We start from the raw sequence: 19843 nt of genomic DNA on the forward strand, positions 1-19843 counted from the left end.
GCTCATGTTCGATGTCGCGGTCCAGATCGCCCGGCGCGTCCTACTGCCGGTGTCCCTGCTCTTCGCCGTCATGGTGGGGTTGGGTCTGCTGGTCACCCGGGTGTTCACGCACACCTGGCCGTTCACCGTGGAGGACGGGGTGAACCGCGAGTTCGCGGGCGACCGGACGCCCGGCTGGAACGACGTTTCGCTGGTCTTCAGCACGCTGGCCAGCACCCAGATGATCGTGGTGGTGACGGTGCTGGCCGCGCTGGTGCTGCGGCTGGTGCTGCACCGCTGGCGGGAGCCGATCTTCCTCTGCGCGGCGGTGACCGCCCAGGCGCTGATCTTCCTGTTCACCACCATGGTGATCGACCGGCAGCGCCCGGCGGTGGAGCACATGGACGCCTCCCCGCCCACCTCCAGCTTCCCCTCGGGGCACACCTCGGCGGCGACCGCGCTCTACGTCGGCCTGGCGTTGCTGCTGGCGCTGCGGGCCCGTAGCACCCCGGCCAAGGCCGCCTGGTGGTCGCTGCTGGTGCTGGTGCCGGTCGGGGTGGCGCTCACCCGGATGTACCGGGGCATGCATCACCCGAGTGACGTGGTGGCCTCGTTCCTCAACGGCGTCACCTGCGTGGTCATCATGGCGCGGGCCGCGCTGGACCGGACGCTCACCTGGGGCCGGGCGAAGATGCCGCTGGGCCGGTCGGGTGACGACGTGGCGCCGGCCGCGACCGCGGCGGGCGGCTGACCGCCGCGCCGGCCACCCGGAGCCGGCCGGTTCAGGTGCAGTCGCCGGTGGCCACACCTCGGGTACGCTCCGCGCCGGTCAGCGCCACCGAGCGCGCCTCGGCCGCGGTCACCGCGAAGCCGGTGTTCGGGTCGTCCGCGGCAGCCGCGAAGATCACCCCGAGTACGAGGCCGTTCGCGGAGACCAGCGGACCGCCCGAGTTGCCGCTGCGCACCAGTGCCCGGATCGTGTAGATCTCCCGTGTCACGTCGCCGGAGGAGTAGATGTCCGGCCCGGTGATCCGGTCGACGTCGCGCACCCGGGCCGGCCGGGCGTCGTACGGGCCGTCGAGGGGGAAGCCGAGCACTATCGCGTCCGCGCCGCTGGCGGCCGCCCCGGCGGCGAAGCGCAGCGACGGCCCGGGCAGGCCTGGCACGTGCAGCACGGCCAGGTCCCGCTCCGGGTCGTAGACGACCACCTCGCCGTCGTAGCGCTCGCCGCGCAACTCCACCGCCACCGAGCGGGTGCCGGCCACCACGTGCGCGTTTGTCATCACCCGGTCGTCGGCGTAGACGAAGCCGGAACCCTCGATCCGGCGGGAGCAGCTCGGCGCGGAGCCGAGCACCTTCACCACGGACCGCTTGCTGTTCTGCACCACCTGGGAGTTGGCCAGCGCCGGGTCGGGCGGGGCGACCTGCCGGGCGTTGGTGCTGCCCAGACCGTTGAACACGTCGGGGAAGCCGTTGGTGTCGACGGTGTCCCGCAGCGCGGTGGAGAGTTCCTGGGCCCGGTCCGGCAGCACCCGATCCACCACGGTGAGCAGCGCGCTGTTCTTGACCGAGGCGGCCAGCCAGGGCACCGAGGAGGACCCCAGCGGCACCGCGACCAGCCACGCCACCAGCATCACCGCGACGACAGAGATGAACGCGCCGCCGATGTCGTCGACCTTTTTCCCGGCCGGCCCGGTGATGGCCGCGCGCAGGTTGGAGCCGAGCCATCCGGCCAGGGCCTGGCCCAGCACGGCGAGCCCGAAGATCGCCACCAGGGAGACCAGCACCCGGGTGCCGCTGGCCGCGAACTGCTGGGCGATCAGCGGGCCGACCTGGAGGCCGAGCAGCGCGCCCAGGAAGAACCCGGAGAACGACAGGGCACCGATGACGAAGCCCTGACGGTATCCGCTGATCGCGAACACGAGCATGAGCAGGAGCAGGACGAGATCCACGGCGGACACGACCCAAGGGTACGGGCACCGGGCCCGGGGGCGGCTCAGCGCTCGCTGAACGTGACCTGAGGATGCGCACGGGTGATCAGCGCACCGGGCTCTCGTCGGCGGCGTCCGTGCCGGCCGACGGCGCGGGGGCGGCGACGGGCGGCAGCTCCACCACCCGCGAGCGCGGCCAGGGCCGGGTCCAGCCGCCCATCTCCAGCAGGGTGTCGATGACGCCGGCGGTGAAACCCCAGACCAGCATGCCGCGGGCGGAGAAGGCCGGCCCGATCCAGCCGCTGGGGTGGCGGACCCGCATCCGGTTGTCCGGGTCGACCAGCTCGGCGACCGGCAGCCGGGCGACGTGCGCGACCTCGGCCGGCTCCCGCGGGTGCACCGGGTGCGGGTCGTGCCACCAGGCGAGCACCGGGGTGACCACGAAGTCGCTGACCGGGATCCAGAGTCGGGGCAGCTCGGCCAGCACGGTGACGCTGCCCGGGTCGAGCCCGACCTCCTCGTTCGCCTCGCGCAGCGCGGTGGCGCGGGCGTCGGCGTCCTCCGGGTCGGCGGCGCCGCCGGGGAAGGCCGGCTGGCCCGCGTGGTTGCGCAGCGTCGCGGCGCGTTGCAGGACCAGCACGTCCGGCCCGGCGCCGGGCTCCTCGCCGAGCAGCACCAGCACGGCGCTCTCCCGGCCGCCGCTCTCCGGCGTGGTGAGCCGGGTGAAGTCCTCCGCGCGCGCGGTGCCGAGCCGGCCCAGCAGCGGGTCGAACCATCCCGGCGGCCGTCGGGTCACACCCGCACCCCGAGGTGGGTCCGGACGAGCGTCGCGAGACGGGCGTCGTCCAGCGCGCCGGTCGCCTCGATGTGCCGGATCCGGCCGTCGGCCCCGACCAGGACGGTCATCGGGAACGCGCTGCGTTCGAGCGCGCGCTCGAACGCGTCGCCCTGGTCGACGAGCATCGGGAACGCGACGCCGTAGTCCTCGCCGATGGACTGCGCGCCACCGCGACTGTCCCGGCTGTTCACGCCGATCACCTGGAACCGGCCGTCGGCCCGTTCGCTGAGCCGCTGGAAGGCGGGCAGCTCCTTGCGACACGGCGGGCACCAGGAGGCCCACACGTTGATCACGGCCGGGCCCTTGATCTCGCGCAGCTCGACAGGTGCGCCGCCGGTGAAGCAGTTGAGCGTCAGGTCGGGCAGTGGGTCGCCGGACCTGCCGGCCGGCGACGGCGCGGCCGAGGCGGGCGCGACGGTCAGCGGGGCGCAGTCGGCGAACGGGGACGGGCGTTCCGCCCGGGGGGCCGGCGGCGGGCCGGCCGACTCCTCGGCCGTGGCGGTGCAGCCCGCGCCCGCCAGCAGCAGCGGGACGAGCAGGAACGCGAGCCGGCGGGTCACGGCACGTCCGCCGCGGTCGCCTGCTGCGGCACCAGGTCAGGGTCGAGGCCGACGGCGGCGGCGAGGTCCCGCGCGCGGGGGCCTTTCAGCAGCTTCGCCGCGGCGGCCGGCTCGGTCGGCCCGGTGCCGTAGGCGGGGCAGAGCTTCGCCAGCGTGCACGCGCCGCAGGCCGGCTTGCGGGCGTGGCAGACCCGGCGGCCGTGGAAGATGATCCGGTGCGACAGCATCGTCCAGTCGCGCTTGGGGAACAGCGCGCCGATCGCGTGCTCGATCTTGACCGGGTCGGTCTCGGCGGTCAGTCGCCAGCGCTGCACCAGCCGCTGGAAGTGGGTGTCGACAGTGATGCCCGGGACGTCGAAGGCGTTGCCGAGGATGACGTTCGCGGTCTTGCGCCCGATCCCGGGCAGGGTGACGAGGTCGACCAGCCTGCCGGGCACCTCGCCGTCGTAGCGTTCGCAGAGCGCCCGACCCAGGTTGATCAGCGAGCTGGTCTTGTTGCGGTAGAAACCGGTGGGCCGGATCAGTTCCTCCAGCTCAACGCGGTCCGCCGCGGCGTAGTCGGCGGCGCAGCGGTAACGGGCGAACAGCTTCGGCGTGACCTCGTTGACCTTCTTGTCGGTGCACTGGGCGGACAGGATCGTGGCGACCGCCAGCTCCAACGCGCTCGAGTGGTCGAGTTCACAGTGCGCGTCGGGGTGGGTCTCGGTCAGCACCCGGCCGATGCGACGGGCGCGACGCGTACGGCCGAGGTCGGTCTCGGGGGAGCGCGTGGTCACGCCGGCCAGCCTACGTCGGAGGGCCGACGCCGCGGTGGGGCGACGCGGGCGGCGTGCGCTCAGCCACCCGTCGGCGCGCTGATCTTCCCGGCGGCGTCGATCTTCGCGCCGGTGTCCGGGAAGTCCGCCCTGGTCACCTCGCGCACCAGCCCGAGGCCGCGGTCCTGCCGGTCGACCGACGGCCGTCCGACGCCGTTCATCGCCGTCGAGGTGAACGTGCCGCCGACGAAGCGGCCCTCGGCGGTGAGCGACACCTTGAGCACGCCGCCCCAGCCGAGCCGGCCGGAGCTGTTCAGCGACTTCCCGCCACCGGCGAAGTTGCCCAGGCTGTAGGCGATCAGCCGCCCCTGGTAGAACTCCAGGCCGCGCAGCACGTGCGGGCCGTGCCCGACCACCAGATCGGCGCCGGCGTCGATCACGGCGCGGGCGAAGCGCATCGGGTCGCCCCGGTTCTCGCCGACGTACGTCTCGGTGCCGAGCTTCACCCTGGTCTTGTCGGCGCCCTCGGCGCCCATGTGCACCTGCACCACCACGAGCTTGGCCATCCCCTTGGCCATCTCGATCACCTGCTTGGCGGCGTCGAGGTCGATCAGGCTGTTCGACCAGGGGTACGACGAGAAGCCGACCACCGCCACCTTGACGCCCTTGACGTCGACCACGGTGATCTCGCCGGGCGCCCCGGTGTGCTTGAGCCCGTGCGCCTCCAGCGCCGACTGGGTGTTCTCGTAGCCCTGCTGGCCGTAGTCGTTGCCGTGGTTGTTGGCCTGATTGAGCAGTTGGAACCCGGCCGAGCGCAGGTGCGCCGCATAGCCGGGCGGCGCGCGGAACTGGTAGCAGTTCTGCGGGTTCGGGCCGCACTTGCCGGCGCCGGTGTCCTCGGTGAGCGGCTCCTCCAGGTTGCCCATCACCAGGTCGCCCTTGAGCGCGGACTTCACGTCGTCGAAGAAGCCCTTGCCCCCGTTGGGGGGCAGCCGGTTCGGCGCGTTTCCCATGATCACGTCACCGGTGGCGGTGAGCGAGATCGACGTTTCGGTCGGCTCGTCGGACGCCGCCGGCTGGTCGCCGGTCACCGGCTCGGCCGAGCCGGTCGATCCGCCGCCCTGCCCGGCCTGCCAGAGCGGGTCGTCCCCACCGGAGCCGGAGCAGCCGGCGGTGAGCAGGACGGCGAAGAGCGCGGCGAGCGCGGCGAGGCGGGGGCCGGGGACGGCAGCGCGCCGGCCGGGGACGGCCGGGTGCGGGTCGGCGGCGCGGCGGGACCGGGACAGAGGGCGGGCGGGAGCGTACATCGTCGGCGACGCTACCGTGCCGGGATCACCGCGACGAGGGCCGAATGGCCGGAAACATCCGACCCGCCGGTCGTCGGCAAGGCACGTCGGCCGGCCTACCGGGCACGTCAACCGGCCCGCCGGTCGGACCAGGGCACGACGGTGCCGGCGCCGCCGGTCCGGACGGCGGCGCGCACCGCGCGGGCCAGCGGGGCGCCCCAGACCGAGCGGGGGCCGCCGTACGGGGCCGGTTCGCCGTCGGCCGGGCAGAGCACGGTGACCGCGTCGGTGGCGGTGCCGGTGGCCGGCAGCCCCAGCTCCCAGATCGCCTGCGCCTTCGCCTCGGTGGCCGTGGCCACCGCGTTGACCAGCGCCGCGTCGCCGAGGCGGGCGGGCACGTGCACGACGATGTTGACCGTGCCGACGCGCTGGGCGGGCGACGCGGACGCGGGCGCGGCGGCCCACACCGGGGTGCCCAGGCCGACTGTCGCCCAGGCCCGCACGCCGCTGTCCGCCCGGCGCACCACCTCGGTCACGTCCACCCCGGTCAGCAGCCCCACGCCGGGCCCGACCAGGTCGAGGCCACGGGCCAGCTCAGCCAGGTGGGCGGCGGGGTCGTCCCGGTCGTACGACATCGGCACCGTCGCGTTGACCACCCACCGGCGCACGCCGATCCCCCCGCCGAGCGGGGCGGAGCCGACCGCCAGCAGCGGCGCCTCGGCCCGCCAGCACAGCAGCGGGATGTCCCACCCGGATTCGGACCGGCTGGTCAGGGTCGGCTCGCTCAGCACGCCGGTCACCCTACGAGCACAGGTGGGAACGGGTGGTGCCGGCCCGGCCCGGAGGGCGGGGATCCAGGGGTGCACCTCCGATTCCTGCTCATGTGCGCCTAGACTGGCGGCGCGCGAGGGATCAGCGGACGGCGGACCCGGGCCGACGGACGGCACGCGCAGGCGGAGGTGCGCGATGGACGAGGTACTGGCCCGCAGCGGGATCTTCCAGGGTGTCGACCCGGAGGCTGCCGAGGCGCTCGCCAAGGAGATGGAGACGATCGACGTCCGCAAGGGTGAGGTCGTCTTCAACGAGGGCGAGCCCGGCGACAGCCTCTACATCCTCCTGTCCGGCAAGATCAAGGTGGGTCGCCGCGCGGCGGACGGCCGGCAGAACCTGATCGCCGTGATGGGCCCCTCGGACATGGTCGGCGAGTTGTCGCTGTTCGACCCCGGCCCGCGGACGGCGACCGCCACCGCGGTCACCGACACCCGGCTGGTCCGGTTGCGCAAGCAGGCGCTGCGGCCGTGGCTCAACAACCGGCCCGAGATCGCCGAGCAGCTGCTCCGGGTGCTGGCCCGCCGGCTGCGCCGGACGAACGACTCGCTCGCCGACCTGATCTTCACGGACGTGCCGGGCCGGGTCGCCAAGAACCTGCTCCAGATGGCCGGCCGGTTCGGCACCCGCGACGGTGGCGTGCTGCGGGTCACCCACGACCTCACCCAGGAGGAGATCGCCCAGCTCGTCGGCGCCTCCCGGGAGACCGTCAACAAGGCGCTTGCCGACTTCGCCTCCCGTGGCTGGCTGCGGCTGGACGGCAAGAGCATCATCATCCTCGACCCGGAGCGGCTGGCCCGCCGCGCGCGCGTCTGACGCCCTCCTAGCCGGATCGTCCCGGCTCCGATTCGTCCCGGCCCGGCCGCCACGCGGTCCGGGCCGGCTCCGGCCGAGCCCGTTCCGCCCGAACCGAGTCCGGGCCGAGCCCGTTCCGCCCGAACCGGGCCCGGGCCGAGCCCGTTCCGGCCCCCGGCGGAGCGGTTCCGCCCCGGACCCGGCCGGGCCGGCAGGCCGTGCAGGTGGAGTCGTCTGCCGGGGGCAGAATCGCTGGACGGGTGATCCCGGCCCGCGCAGGCTGGGGCGATGGTCGATCACGTCGCCGTCCTCTCCGACATCCACGGTGTGCTGCCGGCGCTGGACGCCGTCCTGGCCGAGCCGGACGTGGCCGCCGCCGACCTGATCGTGCTCACCGGTGACCTGGCCGCCGGCCCGCAGCCGGTCGAGGTGCTGGACCGGCTCACCGCGCTCGGCGAGCGCGCCCGCTGGGTGGGCGGGAACGCCGACCGGGAGCTGGTCGAGGCGCGGGCCGGGAAGCCGTCGGTGATCGAGGTCTCCAACTGGGCGGCCGGGCAGCTCCGCGCCGACCAGGTGGCCCGGCTGGCCGCGCTGCCGAAGCGCCTCACGCTGCCGGTCACCGGCCTCGGCGAGGTGTTGTTCTGCCACGCGACGCCGCGCGACGACGAGGAGGTCGTGCTCGTCGACTCCCGGCCGGCACGCTGGGCCGACGTCTTCGCCGGCCTGCCGGCCGAGGTCGGGACCGTGGTCTGCGGGCACACCCACATGCCGTTCGCGCGGCTGGTCGACCGTCGCCTGGTGGTCAATCCGGGCAGTGTCGGCATGCCGTACGGGGGCGCGGGCGCCTGGTGGGCGCTGCTCGGCCCCGGCGTGCAACTGCGCCGCACCCGCTACGACGTGGATGCCGCCGCCCGGGTGGTCGCCGGGTCCGGCTACCCGGCGGCGGCGCGGTGGGTCGACGAGTACCTACGCGGGCGCTACTCCGACCTCGACGCCCTCACCGCCTTCGGCCCCCGGGACGGCAGCTGACGCGGTGCGCGCCGACCGTCCACGCTGGACGGGGCCGTCTCGGGCCGCGACTCTGCGATAGCGTGGTGTGATGGGCCGGCGGTACCGGATTCTCCTCGTCTCCAGCAGCGGCGGCGTCCTGCTGGACCTGCTCGCCCTGCGCCCGTGGTGGGAGCGGCACGACCCGGTCTGGGTGGCGGTCCGCGCCCCCGACACCGAGGTGGCGCTGGCCGGGCAGCGGGTGCACTGGCAACCCGAGCTGTCGACGCGCACCCGGCTGCGGGTGCTGCCGGCGACGTGGCGGGCCCTGCGGCTGGTGCGTCGGGAGCGACCCGACGTGGTGGTGTCGGCCGGCACCGGGGTGGCCGTCGGCGTCTTCCTCGCCGCCCGTCTGCTCCGAGTGCCGTCGCTGTGGCTGGAGACGTTCAATATGACCGGGCCCGCCGGGGCCGCCGCCCGGCTCTGCTGCCGGCTCGCCGCCGCGGTGCTGGTGCAGCGACCCGCCCTGCTGGCGTCCCGCCCCCGCGCGGTGTTCATCGGGGAGCTCTACTGACCATGGCCCGCATCCTGGTCACCGTCGGCATGGGTCCCTGGCCGTTCGACCGCCTGGTCGACGCCGTCGCGCCGCTCTGCGCCGCGCACGACGTGTTCGTCCAGACCGGCACCTCGACAGTGACGCCGCCGTGCCCGCACGAGGCGTTCCTGCCCCTGGACGACCTGCGGGCACGGCTGGCCGCCGCCGAGCTGGTGATCACCCATGCGGGGAACACCGTCCGGCTGGTCCAGCGGCTCGGCCGGGTGCCGGTCGCGGTGGCCCGGGAGGCGGCACGGGGCGAGATGGGCAACGACCACCAGGTCGCCTACCTGCGCGACGAGGAACGCTCGGGGCGGGTGGTCGCGGTGTGGGACGTGGCCGACCTGCCGGCGGTGGTGGCCGCGCACCCCGAACGGCAGCGGCGGCTGCTCGCCGAGCGACCGCTGCCCGGCGCGGTCGACGGCGAACGGCTCGCCGAGACGCTCGACGCGCTCTGCACCCGGCTGGTCCGGTGAGCCGGGCCGACGAGGCGACCCGCCGGCCGGGCGCGCCGTTCGCCACCCACCCGCTGCGCCGGTACGCGTTCGCCTGGGCGGCGCTGGCCGGCCGCGCCGGTCGCCACCTCGACCTGGGCTGCGGCCCCGGTGACTTCCTCGGCGTGCTGCACGAGCACGGCACGGTGACCTGCGAGGGCGCCGATCCGCACCCGGACTACCTGGCCGGGCTGGCCGCCCGCCGTCCGGGCCTGCCGCTGCACCGGCTCCGGGTCGGCGCGCCGCTGCCGTTCGCCGACGGCCGTTTCGACTCGGTCAGCCTGCTCGACGTGCTGGAGCACGTGCCCGACGAGGCCGCGTTGCTCGCCGAGACGCACCGGGTGCTCGTCCCCGGCGGGCTGCTGGTGCTCACCGTGCCGCGCCGGCACGTGTTCAGCTTCCTCGACCCCGACAACGCCAAGTTCGACTTTCCCCGGCTGCACCGCCTGGTCTATTCGTGGCGGTTCGGGTCGCAGGTGTGGCACAGCCGGTTCGCCGACCTCTCCGACGACCTGCGCGGCGACATGTCGGTAGGCCGGGACCGGCACACCAACTACCGCACGGCGGAACTGCTCCGCCTGCTGCACGCGGCGGGCTTCACGCCGACCACGGTGACCGGCGCCAACCTGTTCTGGCGGTGGTTGCAGATCCCGGCGCTGCTCACCGGCGGGCCGGTACGCCGGCTGCTGGAGCGCGGCATCCACCTCGACGGCCGGCTGTTCCGCTCGGCCAACCTCTTCGTCGTCGCCCGGAGGCACCCGTGAGCATGGCCGACACCGCCCGACTGGCCTGGTTCTTCGGTCGGCTCGCGGTCAAGGAGCGGGTCGCGCCCCGACTGCACGTCCGGCCGCTGGTCGCCGAGCTGTTCCTCACCGACAACTGCAACCTGCGCTGCACGAGCTGCGGCTGTTGGACCACCAACACCAAGGGTGAATTGTCCACCGAGGAGTGGCGGGACGTGCTGCGTCAACTCGTCGCGCTGCGCATCCACAAGGTCAACTTCACCGGCGGTGAGCCGCTGATCCGGCCGGACGCGGTGACCCTGATGGCGTACGCGCGTGAGGTGGGGGTGCGCCACCTCCATGTGAACACCAACGGCATCCGGCTCACCCCGCCTGTCCTGGCGGAGGTGCTCGCCGCCGGCGTACGCAGCTTCAACGTCTCGGTCGACGGCCCGACCGCGTTGGTGCACGACCGGATCCGGGGCCGGCTCGGCGCGTTCGAGACGACGACCCGGCACCTGCGGCACCTGATCGCGGAGCGTGACCGGCTCGGGCTCAAGGTGCGGATGAACTTCACCGTGATGCGGGACAACGTGGACAGCCTGCCCGGCATCGCGGCGCTGGCCCAGGAGTTGGGCGTGGCGCTCTATCTCAACCTGGTCACCGACCGGACGTTCCTGTTCCGCACCGACGCGGTCACCGGGCAGACCGACGTGGCCGGCGACCGGCTCGACGCGGCGTTGGCCGGGTTGGAGGCGATGGCCCGGGCCGACCGGCGCTGGCTGCCGCGCTATTCGGAGCTGCGCTACCTGCGCGGGCACTTCGACGATCTGGTGCAGCGTGACCTGCCCTGCGCCGAGTCGCAGCTCAAGCTGATGGTGCACTCCCGGGGGGAGGTCGGCGGCTGCTGGGCGCACGACCCGACCGCCTCGGTCCGGCAACGGCCGATCGCCGAGATCGTCGACGCCCCGGAATACCGCGCCGAGCACGCGCGACTGTTCCGTAAGGAGTGCGTCGGCTGCGGCAGCAACTACAGCCTCAACCTGCGCTGGCGGCCGGGCACCTACCTGGCCGACCGGCAGTGGCGGCGCGGGCGGCGCAGCCTTGTCTGAGCCGATGCGCCCGAGCCAACCGCTGTACGACGCGCTGGCCCCCGACTACGACGCGCACTTCGCGGTGCCGCACCGGCGGGCCTACGACGATCTGGCGTGGGAGCGGGTGCGGGTGCTGCTGCCGCCGGACGGGCCGGTGGTGGACGCCGGCTGCGGCGTGGGCCGGTGGGCTCGGCGGCTGCTCGACCTGGGCCATCCGGTGACCGGCGTGGAGCAGGCCCCGGGGATGGTCGCCGAGTTGCGCCGCCGCCCGCCCGGCCCCGGCTTCACCCTGGTCGAGGGCTCGATGACCGAGGTGACGCTGCCCGCCACGGCCGGCGCGGTGCTGGCGATGGGTTCCCTGCAATACACCGCCGAGCCCGAGGACGCGGTCCGGCACCTGGCCGGCTGGCTGCGCCCGGGCGGGGTGTTGGCCGTGCTCGTCGACTCGCTCGTCGGTCTGGTGCTGGAGCTGGTCGGTGCCGGCCGGGGCGACGAGGCGGTGGACCGGCTGGCCCGGCGTCGGGGCGTCTGGCGTGCCGAGGGGCAGGCCGCCGACCTACACCTGCTGGACCGCGCCCGGCTGGAGGCGGCGTTCGACGCCGCCGGCCTGGTGGAGGTCCGCAGTGCCGGGCTGCTGGTCAGCGCCGGGCCGCTGGGCCGGGCGGGGCTGGCCGAGCGGCTGGCCGCCGACCGGGACGCGCTGCTGGCGTTGGAGCGCCGGCTGGGCGACGACCCGCTTCTCGCCGACGCCGGCAAGCAACTGCTGGTGACCGGCCGCCGCGCCCCGGTCTGAGAGCCGCGTCGGCTCAGCGCAGGCAGCGGCGCAGCGCGGCGACGACCCGTTCGGCCTGTTCCGCGGTGAGTTCCGACGACATCGGCAGGGCCAACGCCTCGGCGTCCAGCCGTTCGGTCACTGGCAGCCGCTCGCCGCCGCCGAGCGGGCCGCGGTGCACGGCCGCGAAGTAGGGCTTGGTCTGCACGCCGAGGGCGGCCAGGTCGGCGGCCACCCGGTCCCGGCCGGCGATCCGGGCCACCCAGTGCACCCAGCAGTGCCGGTCGCCGGGGCGGACCTGCTGGAACTCGACGGGCAGGGTGCGGGCGGCGTCCGCGTACACCTCCGCCACCTCGGCCCGGCGGCGGACCAGGGTGTCCAGCTCGGCGAGCTGGTCGACGGCGACGACGGCGTGCAGCTCGTTCATCAGCTCGGAGCGGGTCCAGCCGGCCGGTGAGGCCAGCACCGCCGCGGCGGCGTCGGCGGGCAGCACCAGGGCGCCGCCGGCCCCGCCGGCCGAGACCACCTTGGCGAAGCTCATCGAGTACGAGTGGGCCAGCGCCTGCTGTGCCACCGGACGCCCCTGGTGCAGGCTGCCCAGTGCGGCGGCGGAGTCGGCCAGCAGCGCCACCCCGGCTGGGTCGCAGACCGCCCGCAGGGCCGGGTAGTCGCAGGGGTTGCCGAACGTGTCGACGCAGAGCACCAGCCGCACCCCGCCCTGCCCGACGGCGGTGGCGACGGCGTCCGGGGCCAGCGTCCAGGTCGCGGCGTCGACGTCGACGAGGCGCAGCGCGTACCCGAGTTGGACCAGGATCTCCGCGGTCGCCGGGAACGTGTAGGACGGCAGCACCGCCACGTCGCCGGGGCGGGCCGGGCCGACGGTGGCGGCCACCATGATCCGCAGTGCGGCGGTGCCGGACGCGGTGACCAGCACCCGATGGTCGCCGTCGAGTTCCAGCTCCTTGCCCAGCCGCTCGGTCAGCTCCCGCGTCCACCGGTTGCCGTGCTTGACCTCGCCGCTGGCCAGCGCCTCCTGCTGGCGGGCGGCGACCGTCTCGGGACGGGCCGGCGGGGGCGGCACGACGACCGGCAGCGGCGGGCGGAACAGGGGCGTCCGGTCGTCGTCCACCTCGGCGACCAGCGCGGCCAGGTGCGGGCGCAGCGGGCCGATCCGGTGGCCGGCGGCGGCCAGCCTGTCGGTGACCACCAGGCCGGAGCTGTCCGGCGTCGGGCGGGGCACGGTCAGCAGCGGTGCCGACGAGCCGCACAGCTCCCGGATCCAGGTGGCGAGGTCGGTCAGCGGCACCGGCGCCCCGCCGACGTTCCAGACGCCCGGGCCGACCGGGTGGAGCAGCAGCCGGGCGAGGGCGTCGGCGGGCAGGAAGCTGCGTACGGCGTCGGCGGTGACCGGCAGCGGCTGGCCGTGGCGGGCCCGGTGGATCAGTCGGGTGGCGACCCGGTGCTGTCCCGCGCCGAGCACGTTCGCGAGTCGGAGCACGGTCAGCCGGCCGGGGTCGACCGTGCCGGTGACGAGTCGTTCCTGGGCGAGCTTCGCCATCGCGTACGTCCAGCGGCCGGTGGGGTCGGCCTCGGCCATGGCGCGGGCCAGCGGGGCGACCCGCCAGGGCGGGCAGGGCGTGCGGGCCTGCTCGCGGGCGAGCGCGCACCAGTCGTCGATCTCCTCGACGGTCCACGGCAGCTCGGGAGTGGTGTCCTCGCAGAGCGGGCCGGCCGCCGCGCCGTAGACCTCGACGGACGAGGTGAGCACCACCCGACGGCCGACCAGCCGGGGCAGCAGCCGGGCGGTGCTGAGGGCGTTGTCCAGCGGCAGCGTCCAGGGGCGCCGGGGGCGCGGTTCGCTCGCGCCGAGCAGCACCACCACGGTTCCGGGTGGTAGCTCGGGCGGGTCGTCGGTGAGCAGGTCGACGCGGATCCAGTCGAGGCCGGCGGTGGTCTGCGGCTCGGCCGGCGGATGGCGGTCCACCGTGGTCACCCGCGCGCCGGCGGCCAGCAGCGCCCCGGCGGTCACGGTGCCCAGGAAGCCCGAACCGCCCACCAGCACGAATTCATCCATGTCGTGTCTCCCCGTGAACGCAGCACAGTATCGCGGAATCGCGCCGCCGGAGGTGTCGGATGTCGGCCGCAGAAAAAGTCAGTCTTGACTGTTTGTTTCCGGGGCGGGAGGCTGTCCCCGTGTCCACCGCACCGACCCGCGTCCCGCAGCAGGAACGCAGCCGCGCCACCCGGGCCCGGCTGCTGGAGGCGACCGTCGAATGCCTGGTGGAACACGGCTGGTCCGGCACCACGACAACCGTGGTGGCCGCTCGGGCCGGGGTCTCCCGGGGTGCGCAGTTGCACCACTACCCCACCAAGGCCGCCCTGGTCACCGCCGCCGTCGCCCACCTCGCCGAACGTCGGGCGGTGGAGCTGCGCACCGAGGCGGACGCGCTGCCGGCCGGGCCGCGCCGACTGGACCGGGTGATCGACCTGCTCGGCGCGGCCTTCACCGGGCCGCTCTTCGTCGCCGCCCTCGAACTCTGGGTCGCCGCCCGCACCGACGCGGAGCTGCGCGACGCGCTGGTGCCGTTGGAGGCCACCGTGGGCCGGGAGATGCACCGCCTCACCGTCGAGCTGCTCGGCGTCGACGAGCGTCGACCGGGCGTCCGCGAGGCGGTGCAGGCCACCCTCGACCTGCTGCGCGGGTTGGGCGTGGCCAACCTGCTCAGCGACGACTCGACCCGCCGCGCCGCCCTGCTGCGCACCTGGAAACGCCAGCTCGCCACGCTGCTCACCCCCGACGCCGCCGGCCCGCTCGGCGCCCGCGCGGCCGAACCCCGGCGGGCCGACATCGGTCCGCTCACCGCCGGCCCGCCCGGCGGCGAGACCCGAAGCTCCTGACCGGCACGACTCGCCCGGAGGCACCATGGTCGACCTGACCGCACTGCTCGCGGACCTGGCCGTCGAGTCCGAACAGCTCGACGCGCTCGTCGCGGAGCTGCCGGCGGACGGATGGGAGCGCCCGACACCCGCACCGGGCTGGACCGTCGCGCATCAGATCGCCCACCTGGCCTGGACCGACCACGTGGCCGGGCTCGCCGCCACCGACGCGGACGCCTTCTACGCCACGGTGCTGTCCGCGCCCGACCTGACCCGGCTGGTCGACGACGGAGCGGAGTCCTTCCTCGCCCCACCGGCCGCGCTGCTGACCCGCTGGCGGGACGGCCGGGTCGCGCTCGCGGCGGCCCTCGCCGCCACCCCGGCCGGTGAGAAGCTGCCCTGGTACGGCACCCGGATGTCGGCGGCCTCGATGACCACCGCCCGGATCATGGAAACCTGGGCGCACGGTGCGGATGTCGCCGACGCGCTCGACGTCACCCGCGCCCCGACCGCACGGCTGCGGCACGTCGCCCACCTCGGTTTCCGTACCCTCGGGCACGGCTTCGCCGCGCACGGCCGCGACACGCCCGCGGCGCCGGTGCGGGTCGAGCTGGCCGCGCCCGCCGGCGGTGGGGTCTGGGCGTTCGGGCCGGCGGACGCGACCGACCGGGTGACCGGCCCGGCGCTCGACTTCTGCCTGCTGGTCACCCAGCGCCGGCACCGCGCCGACCTGGCCCTGGTCGCGGTCGGGCCGGTCGCCGACGAGTGGCTGGACGTGGCCCAGGCGTTCGCCGGCCCGCCCGGCGGCAAGCGCGAGCCGACGCGCGAGGTGCACCCATGAGTGTGCTGCGGGTGGGCAACGCGTCCGGCTTCTACGGCGACCGGTTCGCCGCCTGGCGAGAGATGCTCGACGGCGGCGAGTTGGACGTGTTGACCGGCGACTACCTGGCCGAACTGACCATGCTCATCCTCGGCCGGGACCGGATGCGCGACGAGTCGCTCGGCTACGCCAAGACGTTCCTGCGGCAACTGGAGGGCGTGCTCGGCACCGCTCTGGAGCGCCGGGTCGCCCTGGTCACCAACGCCGGCGGCCTCAACCCGGCGGGCCTGGCCGACGCGGTCCGGTCGCTCGCCGCGCGGCTCGGCCTGGACGTGCGCGTCGGGCACGTGGAGGGCGACGCGCTCCGGCGGCCGGACGCGCTCACCGCGAACGCGTACCTGGGCGCGTTCGGGATCGCGGCCTGCCTCGACGCGGGCGCGGACGTGGTGGTAACCGGGCGGGTCACCGACGCGTCGCTGACGGTCGGCCCGGCCATCGCCCGCTTCGGCTGGACCCGCGACGACCTGGACGCGCTGGCCGGCGCGACAGTGGCCGGGCACCTGATCGAGTGCGGGGCGCAGGTCACCGGCGGCAACTTCAGCTTCTTCACCGAGCTGCCCGACGGCGGGCACCGCCCCGGCTTCCCGATCGCCGAGCTGCGCCCGGACGGGTCGTCGGTGCTGACCAAACATCCGGGCACCGGCGGCGCGGTCACCGTCGAGACGGTCACCGCCCAACTCCTGTACGAGGTGGGCGGGCCGGACTATCTCGGGCCGGACGTGGTGGCCCGGCTGGACACGGTGCGGTTGCGGCAGGAGGGCCCGGACCGGGTCCGGGTCTCCGGGGTGCGCGGCACGCCGCCGCCGGACACGCTCAAGGTGGGCGTCAACAACCTGGGCGGCTTCCGCAACTCGATGACGTTCGTCCTGTGCGGGCTGGACATCCCGGCCAAGGCGGCCCTGGTCCGGGGCCAGGTGGAGGAGGCGGTCGGCCCGGAGGGGCTGGAGTTCACGCTGGCCCGCACCGACCACCCGGACGCCGCCGACACCGAGGCGGCGAGCGCGCTGCTGCACGTACACCTGCGCGACGGCGACCGGGCGCGGGCCGGGCGGGCGTTCTCGGCGGCCGCGGTGGAGTTGGCGCTGGCCTCCTACCCGGGCTGCACACTGACCACGCTGCCCGGCGACGCCACCCCGTACGGGGTGTTCACCGCCGACACGATCCCACAGGACGCGGTGGCCCAGGTCGCGGTGCTCCCCGCCGGCGAGCGCGTGCCGATCCCGCCGCCGCCCGTGCGTGGTGGTGGTTTGCAGGGGCCCCCTGTTATGCACCAGGCGTTAACCGGGGGCCCCTCCTTACACCGCAGCCGGCGCGGAGCGTTGGGTGAGGTGGTCGGGGCGCGCTCCGGCGACAAGGGCGGTGACGCCAACCTCGGCGTCTGGGCCCGCACGGACGCCACCTGGTCCTGGCTGCGCGGCTGGCTCACCGTGCAGCGGTTGGCCGAGTTGCTGCCGGAGACCGCCCCGCTGACCGTGGAGCGATACGAGCTGCCGAACCTGCGCGCGGTCAACTTCGTGATCCGGGGACTGCTGGGGCCGGGCGTGGCCGCGTCCACCCGGTTCGATCCGCAGGCCAAGGCGCTCGGCGAGCTGCTCCGCGCCCGGGTGGTCGACCTGCCGGCGGAGATGTCGGCGTGACCATCGTGGACAGCCCCGAACGCCGCCAGCTTCGCGAGCTGACCCGCGCCTTCGTCACCCGGGAGGTGCTGCCCCACCTGGCGGACTGGGAGCGGGCCGGCGAGGTGCCCCGGTCGCTGCACGAGACCGCCGCGAAGATCGGCCTGCTCGGTGTCGGATTCGGTGAGTCGGTCGGCGGCAGTGGGGGCGACCTGCTCGACTCGATCGTGGTCACCGAGGAGATCATCCGCTCGGGTGGCTCGTCCGGGCTGATCGCCGCGCTGTTCACGCACGGCATCGCGCTGCCGCACATCGTCGCCGCCTGCGGCGACCCGGCCGGCTCAGGCGCCGGCGGTCCGCAGCATCTCATCGAGAAGTACGTGCGGCCCACGCTGGCCGGGACCATGATCGGCGCGTTGGCGATCACCGAGCCGGACGGCGGTTCGGACGTGGCCGGCATCCGCACCTGCGCGGTGCGCGACGGCGACCACTACGTGGTGAACGGTTCCAAGACCTACATCACCAGCGGCGTCCGGGCCGACTTCGTGACCACCGCGGTCTGCGCCGACTTCCCCGGTTCGGGCTCGCTGAGCCTGCTGGTGATCGACAAGGGCTCCCCCGGGTTCACCGTGGGCCGGCGGCTGGAGAAGCTGGGCTGGCACTGCTCGGACACCGCGGAGCTGTCCTTCGCCGACGTCCGGGTGCCGGTGGCGAACCGGGTCGGCCCGGAGGACACCGCCTTCCTGGCCATCATGCAGCAGTTCGCCGCCGAGCGGCTGTCACTGGCGACGCAGGCGTACGCGACCGCGCAGCGCTGCGTCGACCTGACGGTGCGGTGGTGCCGGGACCGGTCCACGTTCGGCCGACCGCTCGTCGGCCGCCAGGTCGTCCGGCACCGGTTGGCGGAGATGCACACCCGCGCCGAGGCGGCCCGCGCGTACGTGCACGAGGTGGCCGAGCGGGTGGCCAGGGGGCAGCCGGTGGTGACCGAGGTGGCGATGGCGAAGAACGTGGCGGTGGCCGCCTGCGACTTCGTGGTGGACGCCGCGCTGCAACTGCACGGCGGGTTCGGCTACCTGCGCGACGCCGAGGTGGAGCGGCACTACCGGGACGCCCGCATCCTCGGCATCGGCGGCGGCACCACCGAGATCATGAACGAGATCATCGCGAAGGGCATGGGCCTTTGAGCAGCACACTCGACACCGCCATCGACACCACCTCCCCCGCCTTCGCGGCCAACCGGGAGGCGCTGCTGGAGCGCCTCGCCGAGCTGGACGCGGCGCTGGACCAGGCGCGGGCCGGCGGCGGGGAGAAGTACGTGACCCGGCACCACGGGCGCGGCAAGCTGCTCCCCCGGGAGCGGATCGAGCTGCTGGTCGACCCGGACAGCCCGTTCCTGGAGCTGTCACCGGTGGCCGCGTACGGCACCGATTTCCCGGTGGGCGCCAGCACCGTGACCGGCATCGGCGTGGTCGAGGGCGTGGAGTGCCTGATCGTGGCGAACGACCCGACGGTACGCGGCGGCGCGATCAACCCGTGGTCGCTGGCGAAGACCCGGCGGGCGGGCGAGATCGCGCTGGCCAACCGGCTGCCGATGGTGAACCTGGTCGAGTCGGCCGGGGCGGACCTGCCCACCCAGGCGGAGATCTTCATTCCCGGCGGGCGGGTGTTCCGCGACCTGACCCGGCTCTCCAAGGCGAAGATCCCCACGGTGAGCGTGGTCTTCGGCAACGCCACGGCCGGCGGCGCGTACGTGCCCGGCATGTCGGACTTCACCATCATGATCCGGGACCGGTCGCAGGTCTACCTGGCCGGGCCGCCGCTGGTGAAGATGGCCACCGGCGAGGTCACCGACGACGAGTCACTCGGTGGCGCGGCGATGCACGCCACCACGTCCGGCCTGGCCGACTTCCTCGCCGAGGACGAACGGGACGGGATCCGGCTGGCCCGGCAGTGCGTACGCCGGCTCAACTGGCGCAAGGGCGGCCCGCCGCCGCGCACCCTCCATCCACTGCCACCCCGGCACGACCCGGAGGAGTTGCTCGGCATTGCCAGCGCCGACCTGAAGGTGCCGTTCGACCCGCGCGAGGTCCTGGCCCGGGTGCTCGACGACAGCGCGTTCGACGAGTTCAAGCCCGGCTACGGCACCGCGCTGGTGACCGGCTGGGGCGAGCTGCACGGCTGGCCGGTCGGCGTGCTGGCGAACGCCCGGGGCGTGTTGTTCAGCTCCGAGGCGCAGAAGGCGACCCAGTTCATCCAGCTCGCCAACGCCGCCGACACCCCGCTCGTCTTCCTGCAGAACACCACCGGCTACATGGTCGGCACCGAGTACGAGCAGCGCGGCATCATCAAGCACGGCGCCCTGATGATCAACGCGGTGTCGAACTCGACGGTGCCGCACCTGACCGTCAACCTGGGCGCGTCCTACGGCGCCGGCAACTACGGCATGTGCGGTCGGGCGTACGAGCCGAGGTTCCTGTTCACCTGGCCGAACGCGAAGTCGGCGGTGATGGGGCCGGCGCAGTTGGCGGGCGTGCTGTCGATCGTGGCCCGGCAGGCCGCCGCCGCGCGGGGACGCGACTACGACGAGGACTCCGACGCGGCCATGCGGATGATGGTCGAGCAGCAGATCGAGTCGCAGTCCGGGGCGTTGTTCCTCTCCGGCCGGCTCTATGACGACGGGGTGATCGACCCCCGCGACACCCGTACCGTCCTCGGGCTCTGCCTGTCGGCAATCCACAACGGACCGGTGAGGGGCGCCGACGGTTTCGGCGTCTTCCGGATGTGACCAGTGAGCGCGAGGAACGCAGCGAAGCGGAGTCCCGCAGTCGCGA

19 protein-coding genes and 1 pseudogene are annotated in these 19843 nt (G+C 74.3%); 13 read left to right on the forward strand and 7 right to left on the reverse strand.

Features of this window, described 5'->3' with window-relative positions:
- The first annotated feature begins 4 nt into the window (after window positions 1-4).
- On the forward strand, window positions 5-730 hold the full coding sequence (locus tag AB0H28_RS03555; protein ID WP_358033554.1) for a phosphatase PAP2 family protein: 726 nt from the start codon (window positions 5-7) through the stop codon (window positions 728-730).
- 31 nt (window positions 731-761) lie between these two features.
- On the opposite strand, the gene AB0H28_RS03560 is transcribed toward AB0H28_RS03555, so the two are convergent.
- The 6 genes from AB0H28_RS03560 to AB0H28_RS03585 all read right to left on the reverse strand — a co-directional run bounded on the left by AB0H28_RS03560 (window position 762) and on the right by AB0H28_RS03585 (window position 6140).
- On the reverse strand, window positions 762-1940 hold the full coding sequence (locus AB0H28_RS03560) for a MarP family serine protease (RefSeq protein WP_358033557.1): 1179 nt from the start codon (window positions 1938-1940) through the stop codon (window positions 762-764).
- A gap of 76 nt (window positions 1941-2016) precedes the next feature.
- Window positions 2017-2706 (reverse strand): CoA pyrophosphatase, encoded by a 690-nt coding sequence (locus AB0H28_RS03565; RefSeq protein WP_358033560.1) that lies wholly within the window; start codon window positions 2704-2706, stop codon window positions 2017-2019.
- Entirely contained in the window at window positions 2703-3308 is a 606-nt protein-coding gene (locus AB0H28_RS03570; protein WP_358033562.1) for a TlpA disulfide reductase family protein, read from the reverse strand. The genes AB0H28_RS03565 and AB0H28_RS03570 overlap by 4 nt, the downstream gene beginning before the upstream one ends.
- Window positions 3305-4084 (reverse strand): endonuclease III, encoded by a 780-nt coding sequence (nth, locus tag AB0H28_RS03575; protein ID WP_358033564.1) that lies wholly within the window; start codon window positions 4082-4084, stop codon window positions 3305-3307. The genes AB0H28_RS03570 and nth overlap by 4 nt, the downstream gene beginning before the upstream one ends.
- Before the next feature lie 59 nt (window positions 4085-4143).
- Complete coding sequence (locus tag AB0H28_RS03580; RefSeq protein ID WP_358033567.1) at window positions 4144-5370, reverse strand: CapA family protein; 1227 nt, start codon at window positions 5368-5370, stop codon at window positions 4144-4146.
- A 107-nt stretch (window positions 5371-5477) separates the two neighbouring features.
- Window positions 5478-6140, reverse strand: a complete 663-nt coding sequence (locus tag AB0H28_RS03585; RefSeq protein ID WP_358033569.1) for an adenosylcobinamide amidohydrolase — start codon at window positions 6138-6140, stop codon at window positions 5478-5480.
- Between the two features lie 175 nt (window positions 6141-6315).
- Here AB0H28_RS03585 and AB0H28_RS03590 point away from each other — a divergent pair, with 175 nt between their 5' ends.
- The 7 genes from AB0H28_RS03590 (at window position 6316) to AB0H28_RS03620 (ending at window position 11657) form a co-directional block, all read left to right on the forward strand.
- The gene (locus AB0H28_RS03590; protein WP_088976469.1) at window positions 6316-6993 is read left to right on the forward strand and encodes a Crp/Fnr family transcriptional regulator; all 678 of its coding nucleotides are present in this window, start codon (window positions 6316-6318) and stop codon (window positions 6991-6993) included.
- A 267-nt stretch (window positions 6994-7260) separates the two neighbouring features.
- Window positions 7261-8001 carry a metallophosphoesterase family protein gene (locus AB0H28_RS03595; protein ID WP_358033572.1) on the forward strand — a complete coding sequence of 247 codons (741 nt, stop codon included), beginning with the start codon at window positions 7261-7263 and terminating at the stop codon, window positions 7999-8001.
- A gap of 70 nt (window positions 8002-8071) precedes the next feature.
- On the forward strand, window positions 8072-8533 hold the full coding sequence (locus AB0H28_RS03600; protein ID WP_358033575.1) for a hypothetical protein: 462 nt from the start codon (window positions 8072-8074) through the stop codon (window positions 8531-8533).
- Between the two features lie 2 nt (window positions 8534-8535).
- Window positions 8536-9030 carry a hypothetical protein gene (locus AB0H28_RS03605; protein ID WP_358033577.1) on the forward strand — a complete coding sequence of 165 codons (495 nt, stop codon included), beginning with the start codon at window positions 8536-8538 and terminating at the stop codon, window positions 9028-9030.
- Window positions 9027-9812, forward strand: coding sequence for a methyltransferase domain-containing protein (locus AB0H28_RS03610; RefSeq protein ID WP_358033579.1), 786 nt, complete (start codon window positions 9027-9029; stop codon window positions 9810-9812). Before AB0H28_RS03605 ends, AB0H28_RS03610 begins: the two co-directional genes overlap by 4 nt.
- Window positions 9813-9814: 2 nt before the next feature.
- Entirely contained in the window at window positions 9815-10882 is a 1068-nt protein-coding gene (locus AB0H28_RS03615; protein ID WP_358033866.1) for a radical SAM protein, read from the forward strand.
- 4 nt (window positions 10883-10886) lie between these two features.
- Complete coding sequence (locus AB0H28_RS03620; RefSeq protein ID WP_358033581.1) at window positions 10887-11657, forward strand: class I SAM-dependent methyltransferase; 771 nt, start codon at window positions 10887-10889, stop codon at window positions 11655-11657.
- 13 nt (window positions 11658-11670) lie between these two features.
- On the opposite strand, the gene AB0H28_RS03625 is transcribed toward AB0H28_RS03620, so the two are convergent.
- Window positions 11671-13710 (reverse strand): DegT/DnrJ/EryC1/StrS family aminotransferase, encoded by a 2040-nt coding sequence (locus tag AB0H28_RS03625; RefSeq protein ID WP_358033584.1) that lies wholly within the window; start codon window positions 13708-13710, stop codon window positions 11671-11673.
- A gap of 119 nt (window positions 13711-13829) precedes the next feature.
- Here AB0H28_RS03625 and AB0H28_RS03630 point away from each other — a divergent pair.
- From AB0H28_RS03630 to AB0H28_RS03650, 5 genes and pseudogenes are all read left to right on the forward strand, one after another.
- A pseudogene (locus AB0H28_RS03630) lies at window positions 13830-14393 on the forward strand (TetR/AcrR family transcriptional regulator); the annotation flags it as partial.
- A 166-nt stretch (window positions 14394-14559) separates the two neighbouring features.
- Window positions 14560-15354 carry a TIGR03084 family metal-binding protein gene (locus tag AB0H28_RS03635; protein WP_358033587.1) on the forward strand — a complete coding sequence of 265 codons (795 nt, stop codon included), beginning with the start codon at window positions 14560-14562 and terminating at the stop codon, window positions 15352-15354.
- Complete coding sequence (locus tag AB0H28_RS03640; protein ID WP_358033590.1) at window positions 15351-17030, forward strand: acyclic terpene utilization AtuA family protein; 1680 nt, start codon at window positions 15351-15353, stop codon at window positions 17028-17030. The genes AB0H28_RS03635 and AB0H28_RS03640 overlap by 4 nt, the downstream gene beginning before the upstream one ends.
- The gene (locus tag AB0H28_RS03645; protein WP_358033593.1) at window positions 17027-18196 is read left to right on the forward strand and encodes an acyl-CoA dehydrogenase family protein; all 1170 of its coding nucleotides are present in this window, start codon (window positions 17027-17029) and stop codon (window positions 18194-18196) included. Before AB0H28_RS03640 ends, AB0H28_RS03645 begins: the two co-directional genes overlap by 4 nt.
- The gene (locus AB0H28_RS03650) at window positions 18193-19797 is read left to right on the forward strand and encodes a carboxyl transferase domain-containing protein (protein ID WP_358033596.1); all 1605 of its coding nucleotides are present in this window, start codon (window positions 18193-18195) and stop codon (window positions 19795-19797) included. The genes AB0H28_RS03645 and AB0H28_RS03650 overlap by 4 nt, the downstream gene beginning before the upstream one ends.
- Window positions 19798-19843 lie beyond the last annotated feature (46 nt).

The organism is Micromonospora sp. NPDC050980 (assembly GCF_040653835.1).
Taxonomy (GTDB): domain Bacteria; phylum Actinomycetota; class Actinomycetes; order Mycobacteriales; family Micromonosporaceae; genus Micromonospora.